Genomic DNA, 12,775 nt, shown 5'->3' on the forward strand with positions numbered 1-12,775 from the left:
CCGCCCGGTCAGAACTCTCCGGCCACGCCGAGCACGGTGCGGCCGGAGTGTGTCCCGTCCAGGATGGAACGCAGCACCGATTCGGCTTCGGTGATGGGCGCATAATTCTCCAGCAGCGAGAGATGCTGGGGCTTGAGGTCTTTGGCGAGCCGGGCCCACAGCTCGCGGCGCGCGGCGATCGGGAAATGCGCGGAGTCGATGCCGAGCAGCGAAACCCCGCGCAGGATGAACGGCATTACCGTGGTGGGCACGGCGGGACCACCGGTCAGGCCCGAAACCGCCACCGCACCACCGTATTTGATCGCAGACAGGATGTGCGCGAGTGATTCGCCGCCCACGCTGTCGACGGCCGCGGCCCACTGCGCCTTGCCGAGCGGGCGCAGCTTCTCACCCTCGCCGGGCAGCCGGCCGATGACCGAACTCGCGCCGAGGGTGGTGAGCAGTTCGGTCGCTCCGAGCTTGCCGGTGGAGGCGACCACTTCGAAGCCCAGCCCGGCCAGTATGTCGATGGCCACCGTGCCGACGCCGCCGGTCGCGCCGGTGACCAGCACCGGTCCGGCCTCCGGCGTCAGGTTCTGATCGAGCAGCGCCTGCACGCTCATCGCGGCGGTGAAACCGGCGGTACCCAGCGCCGCCGCCTCCCGCGGAGTCAGGCCGTCCAGCTTCACCACCCATTCGGCCGGCACCCGCGCGTACTCGGCGAACCCGCCGTGGTGCGCGACGCCGATGTCGTAACCGTGCGCCACCACCAGCTCGCCCGGCACGAACTCCGGATCGTCGGAGGCGAAGACCTCACCGGTGATGTCGATGCCGGGAATCAGCGGATAGCCGCGAATAACGCCGCCGCCGGGGGTGATCCCGAGCCCGTCCTTGTAGTTGGCGCTCGTGAAGTGCACCTTGATCGTCACGCTGCCGGGTCCGAGGAAGTCGTCGCCGACCGTCTCCCGGATCAGGCTGATGCCTTTGTCGGTTTCGTGGGCCACCATCGCCTGGAACTCCATTGTTCGAGCATATGACTCGCGCTCGCGGCAGGGTGGTCTTCCTGCGGTAATGGGGGTGCGCGCGGGGCATTACCCGACGGGTAATCGCTTTCGTTCCCGAACGCTGCGAAGGTTGGTCTCAACAGCGAAACAGCAAGGAGCGCAGCAGATATGCCGACCTTCCAGACCACCGACAACACCGTCCTCGCCTACCAGGACTACGGCACCGGCACCCCGATCGTGTTCGTGGCGGGCTGGTCGCTCTACAGCGATATGTGGGAGTACCAGGTGCCGTTCTTCCTGGAGCACGGCTACCGCTGCGTCATGGTGGATCGCCGCGGGCACGGCCGCTCCGATCGCGCCTCGAACGGCTACGACATCGACACCCGCGCCGACGATCTGGCGGAGTTGATCGAACACCTGGACCTGCGCGAGGTCATCCTGGTCGCGCATTCGGCGGGCGGCGGTGAAGTGGTGCGGTACCTGAACCGGCACGGACAGGACCGGGTGCAGCGCATCGCCCTACTGGCGCCGGCGATTCCGTTCATGTGCCGGACCGCGGACAATCCGGTGGGGGTGCCGATCGAGTTGCTGGAGGCGTCGAACGCGCAGCTGCGCGCCGATCGGCCGAAGTGGTTCGCCGATCGCGCGCAGGGCTACTTCGCCACCCATCTGGGCGTGAATGTCTCCGCGGCGGTCATCGACGAGGAGATGAAGCGCTGCCTGTCGGCCTCGCCGTATGCGGTCGATGTCATGCAGCGCGCGCTGTTCACCACCGATCACCGGGCCGACGTCGCCGCCGTCACCGTGCCGATGCTGCTGCTGCACGGCCTCCCCGACCAGTCCATCCCGATCGAGGTGTCCAGCCGGGAAGCGGTGAAACTGGCCCCGCACGCGGTCCTGAAGGAGTACCCGGACGCGGGGCACGGCCTCTATATCAGCCATGCGGCGCAGGTGAATTCGGACATCCTGGAGTTCCTGAAGAACTAACCCCGCCATCCCGGCATGGTTTCAGCCGGGATCCACACCCCAGCGAACCGTGTGGATTCCGGCCAAAAGCGCGCCGGAATGACGAAGACGGCTCAGGCGAACTTCGGCGCCCGCTTCTCGACGAACGCGCCGATACCCTCGGCCCCATCGGCGGATTCGGCATTGCGGGTGATGAACGCCGCCTCCGTCGCCAGTTGCTCCTCCAGCGTGTGCTGCGACGACACCAGCAGCAGCTTCTTCACCGCCGCATTGGACGCCTTGGGCCCGGCCGAGAACTCCTGCGCCAGCGCCTCGACCGCGCCGGTGAGCTCCGCATCGCCCACCACCCGATGCAGCAAACCCCACTCCAGCGCCTCGGCCGCCGTCAGCGTCCGGTTGGTGAGCATGAGCTCCTGGGTCTTGCGCAACCCGATGACCCGCGGCAGGTAGTACGACGCCCCGCCGTCCGGGCTCAGCGCGATCTTGGTGTACGCCATGGTGAATTTGGCCGATTCCGCCGCCACCACCAGATCACCGGCGACGGCCAAGCTCATGCCCGCCCCCGCCGCCGTGCCGTTCACACCCACGATGAGCAGCGCATCCATCCGCGCCAGCGCCGACACCGCGTGATGCAGCGTGTCCGCCAGCTTCTCGATGAACTTCCCGGCATCCTCGGCCGCCGCCATCGCCCGCACATCCCCGCCGGCCGAGAAGAACTTCCCCGCCCCGGTCAGCACGACCACTTTCACAGCCGGGTCCTCCGAGCAGTATTCGGCGGCCCGCACCAGCTCCTCCGCCAGCGCCTGATCGATCCCGTTGGCCGCCGCCGGCCGGTTCAGCGTGATCCGTGCGATCGGCCCGTCGTGCTCGAACTGGATGTTCTCGTAACTGCTCATCGAGAGGGTGCCTTCCGTCGTGTACGTGTTCACAGCATCGCAAATTCGACTCGGACCCCGAGCAGGCGGATGGGGCGGTCCAGGTCGAAGGTGTGCAGGACCTCGAGGGCGGTCCGCACGATTTCGTCGGTGGAAGTGCTCGGGTGGGGGAGTTTTCGCTGTTTGGTGCGGGTGTAGAAGGTTTTGGTGCGGACGGTGACGCCGACCCGGCCGATGGCGCGGCCGCCGGCGAAGGTGTCTTCGGCGACCTGGGTGGCGAGGCGGGTGAGGGCGGCGTCGAGGTCGGCGAGTTCGGTCAGGTCGGTGGGGAAGGTCTCGGAGCGGCTGTGGCCCACGGGTTCTCGGGGTTCGGCGATATCGGTGTCGCCCGCACCGTGGCCGAGTACCCAGAGATAAGGGCCGGTATTCGGGCCGAATTCGGCGGCCAGCCGGTCGCGATCGGCGGCGGCCAATTGGGCGACGGTGTCGATGCCGAGGGCGCTCATCCGTTTCGCGATGCGCGGGCCGATTCCCCACAGCGCGCTGGTCGGGCGGTGCGCCATCAGCTGGGTCCAGTTGCCGGCGGTGAGCCGGAAGATCCCCGTGCCCTGCTCTTCCGATTCGGGGGCGTCCGCGTCCCCGGCCTTCCCCACGGCTTTGGCGAATCCGGTGGCCAGCTTGGCGCGGGTCTTGTTGTCGCCGATGCCGATCGAGCAGGTCAGCTGTAATTCCTCGATGGCGCTGCGGATTTCGCGTGCGAGCGCCTCCGGGTCGTCGGTATCGACCGCCAGGAACGCCTCGTCGAAGCCGAGCACCTCGACCCGGTCGGTGAATCCCCGCAGCACATCCATGATCTCCTCGGACGCCTCCGCGTAAGTGGCCAGATCCTGCGGCAGGAACACCCCGTCCGGACAGATCCGCGCCGCCGTTCGCAGGGGCATCCCGGCCCGCACCCCGTGCGCCCGTGCCGGATAGGACGCGCACGACACCACTTTCCGGGGCTCTCCCGGATCTCCATTGCCGCCCACGATGACCGGCTCGCCCCGCAGCTCGGGATGCCGCCGGAACTCGACCGCGGCCTGGAATTGGTCGAGGTCGACGTGCAACAGCCAGCGCGCCACCCCTCCGTCATACCGCATGGTCTGCATGAATGTCTTGCGCGGTCCATGAAACAGAACTAAATTCTGGTTATGAAGATTCGAGATCGGTTGCTGTTGGCGGCCGAGCGGCAGTTCGCCGAGCAGGGGGCGCTCGATGCCACACTCACGCAGATCCGCGATGCGGCGGGGGCGAGCGTCGGCGCGTTGTATCACCACTTCCCGGACAAGGCGGACCTGTACCGGCAGGTGTGGGTGAACGCCCTCGAGGACTATCAGCGGCACTTCTGGGCCGCGGTGGGCGACAGCACCGGGGCGGAGGACGGTGTGCGGGCGGGGGTGACCGAACATCTGCGCTGGGTGACCGAGAATCAATACCGCGCAAAGGTTCTCACCTCGGCCCGGCCCCCCGGCGTGCGCGACAGCGATACCAACCGCGAATTCATGCGCGGCGTCGCACGCTGGTGGCGCACCCACGCCGGTTACGGCGCGGTCCGGGAACTCGATTTCGATTTGCTCTACGCGCTGTGGCTCGGCCCGGCGCAGGTATATGCCCGGCATTGGCTGGGTGGGGAATTCGTGAAGGCCCCCAGTGAAGTAGCTCCGCAATTGGCCGATGCGGCCTGGCAAGCCTTGCGCATGCCCGAAAACGAACAGAAGGGCAAATAGCGATGCTGGAACTGAACCTCGACCTGGCGCGGAAAGTGCTTGCGGCGCAACCGTTCAGCCAATTGGTGGGCGCGGAGCTCACCGCATTCGGCGACGGCCGCGCCACCCTGGAGATTCCGATCCGCCCCGAACTGGGCCAGCAATTCGGCCTGGTGCACGGCGGCGTGCTGGCCTACGCCGCCGACAATGTGCTCACCTACGCGGCCGGAACAGTGCTGGGCGCGAACGTACTCACCGGCGGTTTCAGCATCACCTACCTGCGCCCGGCCGACGGCGTGCGATTGCGCGCCGAAGCCACCGTGGTCGATGCCACCCGTCGCCAGGCCGTCTGCCGCTGCGAGATCTTCGCCGAGCGCGCGGACGGCGAAGCGGTGGTGGTCGCGGTGGCGCAGGGCACCACGCGCAGTGTGGAGCGCGAGCTCAACGGGAACGGCGCAACCACTCCAGCGGCGAGCGATACGCATAGCGCGCCTTGACCGTTCCGGTCTCGACCGCGCCTTCGACGTGAATCATCGGCGCGCCCGGGAAGCGCGGCAGCTTCACCCGATTCGACACCGTGCCACCGTGTTCGTTGCGCACATTGGCCAGGTCGACGCGCCAGCCGCGCGGGACGATCACCACGATCGCGCCCGCGCCGGCTTCGACGCGCAGGTCGATCTCCCGGCGCGTGCAGTGCGCATTGGTGAAATCGACGACGAGTTTTCCGGAAACCGCTTCGGCGGTAATGGTTTTCGGTACCGACCAAGATTTTCCGGTGCGCTGCGTCCCACCGTTCACCTGCAAGCGCAGTGGTGGGACGTCGGCCGGCTGTTTACGCCGGGCACCGAACATCCGCTCGATATCGTCGACGCGGACGGCGGGCTTGTGCCGCTGTTCCTTGGTACGGGTCACCGAAAACTCCTCCCCCGGCGAATGAAACGACATGACTAGGGTTTTGCCCGGGGAAGACGAATTATGCCGTATAGCAGGATATTTCGGACCGCCAGATCGGCCCCTGCGGCCACAACACGGTGACGGTTGGAGCACGGCCCGATTACGAGGGGAGTATCAACTCTCGAAACTCTCAGGGGCTTCGCCCCCGAACCCCCTCGGACCTGCTGAGGACTTCGCCTCGGAGCCTCCTCGGGCCTTGCGAGCGCGCCTCGTATCCGCGACGATCAGCGTCGGCCGATGAAAACGGTTGTGGCGCCGAGCATGTAGATGTCGTCGCGGTTGCCGATGAAGGTGTCGGCGTTCGCGTCGAGGAGGGCGTCGAGGGTGGTCTTGTCGGTTTCGTCGAGGTCGAGGGCGCGGTCGCGGAGGAAGCCCAGCCAGGCGATGACGCTCTCGCGGACCTCGGGGGCGGGCGGGGCGGGGTGGTCGGTGAGGACGCTGAAGGAGGTGACGTCGGTGAGGCCGGCGCGGGTGAGGGCGATGTTCCAGCCGTAGGGCATGGGGATGCTGCCGTCGATATCGGCGCGCATCTGGGCGAAACCGGCGTCGCGGGCGGCGAGCAAGCGGTCTTGCAGGCCGGGGCGGCCGATGCCGAGTTCCCAAGGCAGGCAACGGATCGGCAGGCCGCCTTCGGCGAGGGCGAGCCAGCCGCCGGGGCGCACCAGACCGGCCAGTCCGGCGGTGCCCGCCTGCTGATCGGGCAGGTGGTGGACCATGCGCGAGGCCCACACCAGGTCGGCGGCGGGCAGCCGCTCGGCCAGGTCGGGTGCGGCGGCATCGGCCTGGATGGCCTCGATGCGCACGCTGTCGTTCCCGTCCAGGGCGCGTTCGGCGGCTTCCCTTGCCACGTCCAGCAATTCGGGAGTGGCATCCACGATGATCAACCGTCCGCCGCCTCGCGCGGCGAGTTCCGCGGCGAACGCGGCGCTCTGTCCACCGGCTCCGGCGCCGGCGTCCACGACGGTGGGCCGGCCGCCGCTCCCGTTCGGCAGCGCGATCAAGCGCCGGGCGATCTCGGCGTTGGTGGCCGCGGCCATGGCATCGTCGCGACGCAGATTGTCCAGCAGCTGGGTCCAGTCGATCCCGTCTTGGGTGTGACCGTGCCCGCCGGAGTGCCCGTGTCCATGGGAATGCCCGTGCCCATGAGAATGCCCGTGCGAATGCTGTCCGTGCTCATGCGTCTGTGCTCCCATGCCCTCGACGCTAGCGAGTGCACGGGAAAACCCGACACTTCTTTTGCCGGTTCGGCAAATTCCGTGTCGGGTCCGGGGATCGGGGCTCAGGCCGCCGCGGGCTCGCTGACGTCGGCGAACTGGGTCCGATACAACTCGGCGTAGCGGCCACCCGCGGCAAGCAGCTGGGTGTGGTCGCCGCGCTCCACAATGCGCCCGTGCTCGAGCACCACGATCTGATCGGCATTGCGAATGGTGGACAACCGGTGCGCGATCACCAGTGCGGTGCGCCCGTCGAGGGCTTCGGCCAGGGCTTCCTGCACGGCCGCCTCGGAGGTGGAGTCCAGCGATGCGGTCGCCTCGTCCAGGATCACCACGCGCGGCTGCTTGAGCAGCAGTCGGGCGATGGTGAGCCGCTGCCGTTCACCGCCGGAGAGCCGGTACCCGCGCTCGCCGACCACGGTGTCCAGCCCGTCGGGCAGGGTGCTGATCAGGTCGTAGAGGCGGGCCCGCCGCAGCGCGTCCCAGATCTCGTCCTCGGTCGCTTCCGGCTGCGCCAGCAGCAGATTGGCGCGAATGGTCTCGTGGAACAGGTGCCCGTCCTGGGTGACCAGCCCGACCGTGGCCTGAATGGACTTGCCGGTCAGTTCGCGCACATCCTTGCCGCCCAGCCGCACCGCGCCGGAATCCACGTCGTACAGGCGCGAAACCAATTGCGCGATGGTGGATTTCCCGGCTCCCGAGGATCCGACCAGCGCCACCATCTGCCCGGGTTCGGCGCGCAGCGTGATCTCGTGCAGCACTTCCTCACCCCCGCGGGTGTCCAGCGTCGCCACATCCTCGAGCGAGGCGAGCGAGACCTTGCCGGCGGAGGGGTAACCGAAGCTCACCGCGTCCAGCTCGACCGCGACCGGGCCTGCGGGCACCTCGGTGGCGTCCGGAGCGTCCTGGATGAGCGGCTTCAGATCCAGGATCTCGAAGACCCGCTCGAAGCTCACCAGCGCCGACATGATGTCCACCCGCGCACTCGCGAGCGCGGTCAGCGGCGAGTACAACCGGGTGAGCAGCAGCGAAAGCGCCACCACCGCACCGGGTTCCAGCTTGCCCCGGAGCGCGAAGTAACCGCCGAGCCCGTACACCAGGGCCAGTGCCAGTGCCGAGACCAGCGTGAGCGCGGTGACGAACACGGTCTGCAACATGGCCGTGCGCACCCCGATATCGCGCACCCGCCCGGCCCGCGCCGCGAACTCCACCGACTCCTGCTGCGGCCGCCCGAACAGTTTCACCAGGGTCGCGCCCGGCGCGGAGAACCGCTCGGTCATCTGGGTGCTCATCGAGGCGTTGAGCCCCGCGGCCTCCCGTTGAATGGTGGCCAGCCGCTCTCCCATGCGCCGCGCCGGCACCACGAACACCGGGAGCAGCACCAGCGCCAGCAGCGTGATCTGCCAGGACAGCCGGAGCATGACGGCGAGGGTCAGGACCAGCGTCACCACATTGGTCACGACGCCCGACAGGGTGGAACTGAACGCCCGCTGCGCCCCGATAACGTCATTGTTGAGCCGGCTCACCAGTGCGCCGGTCCGGGTGCGTGTGAAGAAGGCGACCGGCATCCGCTGCACATGATCGAATACCGCGGTCCGCAAGTCGAAGATCAAACCCTCGCCGATGCGTGCCGACAGCAACCGGATGACCAGCCCGAGCCCCGCGTCCAGCACCGCCACCAGGGCGATCACCGCCGCGAGCGTGACCACGGTCCGCACCGGACCGCCGCCCACGATGGCATCCACCACCTGTCCGGCCAGCACCGGCGTGGCCACCGCCAGCAGGGCCGACACGATACTGAAAACCAGGAAGGCCGCCAGCCGCCGATGATGCGCGTGCGCGAAGGCCAGAATCCGCTTCGCGGTCGCCAGCCGCAGCGGTCGCCGCTCGGTTGGCGCGTTCATCTGCCGATACAGCTGATTCCACGCCACGGATTCCATACTCATCCCGCACTCCTCACCGGTCAGGGTTCAGTGAACCCCATGCCACCGACACTAGGACCTCAACAAAGGTTGAGTTCAAGGGATTTCCCGACTCGCGGACTCTCCGGGCTTCGCCCCCGAATCCCCAGGTACACGGGTCCGGTGTTCGCAGAGAGCGAACTTCCGGGCTTCGCCGCCGCTCCCTCGGATCCCGGTCTCGGTGTTCGCACGGTGCGAGCCGGCGGGTGTGTCGGCTGGAACGAGAAGATGGCCGGCGCTCACCCGCTTAGGCTGGCGGGGTGACGGGATCGCTGGAGCGGGCGCTGGGTGCGCGGCTGGCGGGCGAGGTCGATGCCTCGGCGCGGCGGCGTGCCGAGTACTCCTCCGATGCTTCCAACTATCGGGTGCTGCCGGCGGCCGTGGTGTTTCCGCGTTCCGAGGCGGATGTGGCCGAGGCGCTGGCGTTCGCGCGGCGCGAAGGGCTGTCGGTTACCGCGCGAGGCGCGGGAACCTCGGTGGCGGGCAATGCGATCGGCGCGGGGTTGGTGCTGGACTTCGGCCGGTACCTGAACGACATTCTCGAGCTCGATCCGGAGCGGCGGTGTGCCCGCGTGCGGCCGGGGGTGGTGCTGGCCGGATTGCAGCGGCAGGCAGCGGCGCACGGACTGCGGTTCGGTCCCGATCCCTCGACGCAGAATCGCTGCACCTTGGGCGGGATGATCGGCAACAATGCCTGCGGGCCACATGCGGTGGCCTGGGGGCGGACCTCCGATACCGTGCGCGAGCTGCGGATCCTCGACGGTTCGGGTGCGGAGCGGCGGCTGGCGGGGGAGTTGGCGGTGGTCCCCGGGCTGGCCGAGTTCACGCGCGCGAACCTCGCGCTCATTCGCACCGAACTCGGGCGGTTCGAACGACAAGCCTCGGGCTACAGCCTGGAACATCTACTGCCGGAGCGTGGTTCGTCGGTCGCGCGAGCCTTCGTCGGCACCGAGGGCACTTGCGGCCTGCTGCTGGAGGCGACGCTCGACCTGGTTCCGCTGCCCGCCGCGACCATACTGGTGGTGCTCGGATATCCCGATATGCCCACGGCCGCAGACGATATCGCCGCGGTGATGGCGGTCGGCCCGATCGCCGTGGAGGGCATGGACGCCCGGCTGGTCGATGTGGTGCGTACCCATCGCGGCGGTGTGCCCGAACTACCGGGCGGCGGTGGCTGGCTGCTCATCGAAATCGAGGGCGACACTGCGGAACACGCGCAGGACATCGCCCGCAAGCTGTGTGCTTCGGCGCACGCGTCGGACCACCGCATCGTCACCGACACCCTGGAGGCCAAGGCGCTGTGGGGGATTCGCGCCGATGGCGCGGGGCTCGCGGGGCGCACGCCCGATGGTCAGCCGGCCTGGCCCGGATGGGAAGACGCCGCCGTCCCGCCCGAACGACTCGGCGCTTACCTGCGCGAATTCACCGAGCTGACCCGTGCGCACGGTGTGGACGGCCTGCTCTACGGCCACTTCGGCGACGGCTGCATCCACGTACGGCTCGACCTGCCGATAGCCGATGCGCCACAACGCTTCCGGGCCTTCCTGGAGGAGGCCGCCCAGCAGGTGGTGCGGTTCGGCGGTTCACTCTCCGGTGAGCACGGCGACGGCCGGGCGCGCTCGGAACTCCTGCGCTTCATGTACTCCGAGCCGGCCTTGGCTGCCTTCGCCGGGTTCAAGGCGCTCTTCGACCCGGATGATGTTTTGAATCCGGGAATCCTGGTGCGTCCGCGCCCGATCGACACCGATCTCCGGTTGGCGGGCGTGCGACCGCTGCCCATCGCCGACGGGTTCGCCTTCCCCGAGGACGGCGAGCTGAGCGCCGCCGTGCACCGCTGTGTCGGCATCGGCAAATGCCGCGCCGACAATCACGCGGCCGGCGGCTTCATGTGCCCGTCCTTCCGGGCCACCGCCGATGAGAAGGACAGCACCCGCGGTCGCGCCCGCGTCCTGCAAGAGGTGGTGCGCGGCGCGCTCGACTGGCGCTCCGATGCCGTCGCCGAATCCCTCGATCTCTGCCTGTCCTGCAAGGCATGTGGCTCCGACTGCCCGGCCGGCGTGGATATGGCGACCTACAAGTCCGAGACGTTGTACCGCCGCTATCGAGGCAGATTGCGTCCCCGCGACCACTACTCCCTGGGCCGTCTCCCGCAATGGCTGGCCGCCGCGACCCGTCTTCCACGCCTGTTCAACCGTGCGGCCGCTATGGCCGGTCCGCGCCGGCTCGGTTTGCGCGCGGCGGGCATCGATCCACGTCGGCCCGTTCCCGCTTTGGCGCCCAGGAGTTTCCGGCGTTCCTGGCGGCAATCCCCGCGTCCGGTTCGACCGGCGGCCGCCACCCCGGTCATGCTGTGGACAGACACCTTCACCGACGCCTTCGAACCGGAGATAGCCTGGGCGGCAGTCGAATTGCTGGAATCGCTCGGCCATGAAGTACGGATCCCCGAACGCCGGGTCTGCTGCGGCCTGACCTGGATCACCACCGGCCAATTGGACGGCGCGCGAAAACGCCTGCGCGCCACGGTCGATGCCTTGGCCGAGCACGTTCGCGCGGGCGGGATCGTGGTCGGCCTGGAACCGTCGTGCACCGCGGCCCTGCGCGCGGATCTGCCCCGCCTGCTCCCGGACGATCCACGCGCCGCCGCGGTCGCCGCGGCCGTCCGCACGCTCGCCCAGTTCCTCGAATCCGATCCGGGCTGGCACCCGCCGGACCGCTCCGGAACCACGGTCCTGGTGCAGCCGCACTGCCACCAGCACGCCGAATTAGGTTTCGCCGCCGACCGCGCGCTGCTGGCGAAAACCGGTGCCACGGTTCGCGAAATCGCCGGATGCTGCGGGCTCGCCGGAAATTTCGGAATGCAATCCGGGCACTACGACATTTCGGTCGCGGTGGCCGAGAACGGGCTGTTGCCGGCGGTGCGGGACACGACCGCCGAGACGATTCTGCTGGCCGACGGTTTCTCCTGCCGCACCCAGGCCGACCAGCTCGCGGGCCGCACCGCCCGGCATCTCGCGCAGTTCCTGCGCGGGGACTAGCTGCCGGGTGCGCGGTCGGATCTGCGCCAAGACTGTGGCCTGCGTCATGCCGAAACGGGTGCTTGTCTCGCGCCGGTATGCGGGGAGCACAATGGGCCGGTGACTTCCGCGCCGACCGCCACCGCCTGCACCCGCACGGTGCGGTCCGCGCGCCCCATCGACCTGGCGGCGACGGTCTCGCCGTTGCGGCGCGGGCTCGGCGATCCGTGTCACAAGGAGACTCCCGACGGCGCGCACTGGCACGCCTCCCGGATGCCGAGCGGTCCGGTCACCTACCGGCTGCGGCAGGCGGATCGCCATACGGTCGACGCACAGGCGTGGGGTCCGGGTGCCGAGGAGTTCCTCGAGCGGCTGCCCGTCATGCTGTGCCTGGACGAGGACCTCGAGGGCTTCGTCCCGGACCATCCCAAGATCGCCGAGGCGCATCGCCTGAATCCGGGCCTGCGCATGCTGCGCACCGGCCTGGTGTGGGAATCGCTGGTGCCGTCCGTGCTGGAACAGAAGGTGCACACCCGTACCGCGCACGCCTCGTGGCGGAAACTGGTGTGGCGCTATGGAACTCCCGCGCCCGGACCGGCGCCGGAGGGGCTGCGCCTGATGCCCGACGCCGAGACCTGGCGGCATATTCCGTCCTGGGTGTACCACCGCGCGAATGTGGAGCCGCAACGCTCGAAAACCATTGTGCTGGCGGCCCGTATCGCACCCAAGCTGGAGGAGGCCGCGGCGCTGAGCCCCGCCGACGCCGCCGCCAGATTGCGCACCGTGCCCGGTATCGGCATCTGGACCGCCGCCGAGATCGCCCAGCGCGCCTTCGGCGACCCGGATGCCCTCTCGGTCGGCGATTTCCATCTGGCCGCCATCGTCGGCTGGACCCTGCTGGGCCGCCCCATCGACGATGCCGCCATGGTCGACTACCTGGAACCGCTACGCCCGCACCGTTATCGAGCGGTCCGCCTGCTCGGACTGGCCGGTTTCGCGCGCAAACCCAAGTTCGGTCCGCGCACCCCGTACACCGATCACAGTCGCATTTGACCGGCGGTTC

Annotated in this window: 11 protein-coding genes; 5 read left to right on the plus strand and 6 right to left on the minus strand. The window is 68.7% G+C overall.

Features of this window, described 5'->3' with window-relative positions; translation table 11 throughout:
* Positions 1 to 8: 8 nt before the first annotated feature.
* Positions 9 to 1,001, minus strand: coding sequence for an acrylyl-CoA reductase family protein (locus NI1_RS27530; protein ID WP_067826224.1), 993 nt, complete (start codon positions 999 to 1,001; stop codon positions 9 to 11).
* Between the two features lie 150 nt (positions 1,002 to 1,151).
* Here NI1_RS27530 and NI1_RS27535 point away from each other — a divergent pair, with 150 nt between their 5' ends.
* A complete protein-coding gene (locus tag NI1_RS27535; protein ID WP_067826226.1) occupies positions 1,152 to 1,970 on the plus strand; it encodes an alpha/beta fold hydrolase in 819 nt (272 codons plus the stop codon).
* Positions 1,971 to 2,062: 92 nt separating this feature from the next.
* Here the strand turns inward: NI1_RS27535 and NI1_RS27540 are convergent, their stop codons facing one another.
* The gene (locus NI1_RS27540) at positions 2,063 to 2,845 is read right to left on the minus strand and encodes an enoyl-CoA hydratase/isomerase family protein (RefSeq protein WP_067826416.1); all 783 of its coding nucleotides are present in this window, start codon (positions 2,843 to 2,845) and stop codon (positions 2,063 to 2,065) included.
* 29 nt (positions 2,846 to 2,874) lie between these two features.
* Entirely contained in the window at positions 2,875 to 3,945 is a 1,071-nt protein-coding gene (locus NI1_RS27545) for a DNA polymerase IV (protein ID WP_067826417.1), read from the minus strand.
* 69 nt (positions 3,946 to 4,014) lie between these two features.
* On the opposite strand from NI1_RS27545, the gene NI1_RS27550 reads away from it, so the two are divergent.
* Both NI1_RS27550 and NI1_RS27555 read left to right on the plus strand, forming a co-directional pair.
* Entirely contained in the window at positions 4,015 to 4,590 is a 576-nt protein-coding gene (locus NI1_RS27550; RefSeq protein WP_067826228.1) for a TetR/AcrR family transcriptional regulator, read from the plus strand.
* 2 nt (positions 4,591 to 4,592) lie between these two features.
* Positions 4,593 to 5,066, plus strand: a complete 474-nt coding sequence (locus NI1_RS27555; RefSeq protein ID WP_067826230.1) for a PaaI family thioesterase — start codon at positions 4,593 to 4,595, stop codon at positions 5,064 to 5,066.
* Here the strand turns inward: NI1_RS27555 and NI1_RS27560 are convergent.
* The 3 genes from NI1_RS27560 to NI1_RS27570 form a co-directional block, all read right to left on the minus strand.
* Entirely contained in the window at positions 5,011 to 5,481 is a 471-nt protein-coding gene (locus NI1_RS27560; RefSeq protein ID WP_157535371.1) for a hypothetical protein, read from the minus strand. The genes NI1_RS27555 and NI1_RS27560 overlap by 56 nt on opposite strands.
* A 266-nt stretch (positions 5,482 to 5,747) precedes the next feature.
* Positions 5,748 to 6,716, minus strand: coding sequence for a class I SAM-dependent methyltransferase (locus NI1_RS27565; RefSeq protein WP_084523803.1), 969 nt, complete (start codon positions 6,714 to 6,716; stop codon positions 5,748 to 5,750).
* Between the two features lie 86 nt (positions 6,717 to 6,802).
* Entirely contained in the window at positions 6,803 to 8,683 is a 1,881-nt protein-coding gene (locus tag NI1_RS27570; protein WP_174564528.1) for an ABC transporter ATP-binding protein, read from the minus strand.
* A 275-nt stretch (positions 8,684 to 8,958) separates the two neighbouring features.
* On the opposite strand from NI1_RS27570, the gene NI1_RS27575 reads away from it, so the two are divergent.
* Both NI1_RS27575 and NI1_RS27580 read left to right on the plus strand, forming a co-directional pair.
* Positions 8,959 to 11,733 (plus strand): FAD-binding and (Fe-S)-binding domain-containing protein, encoded by a 2,775-nt coding sequence (locus NI1_RS27575; protein ID WP_067826236.1) that lies wholly within the window; start codon positions 8,959 to 8,961, stop codon positions 11,731 to 11,733.
* 99 nt (positions 11,734 to 11,832) lie between these two features.
* Positions 11,833 to 12,765, plus strand: a complete 933-nt coding sequence (locus NI1_RS27580; RefSeq protein WP_067826238.1) for a DNA-3-methyladenine glycosylase family protein — start codon at positions 11,833 to 11,835, stop codon at positions 12,763 to 12,765.
* Positions 12,766 to 12,775 lie beyond the last annotated feature (10 nt).

This window comes from Nocardia inohanensis NBRC 100128 (assembly GCF_001612945.1).
GTDB lineage: Bacteria > Actinomycetota > Actinomycetes > Mycobacteriales > Mycobacteriaceae > Nocardia > Nocardia inohanensis.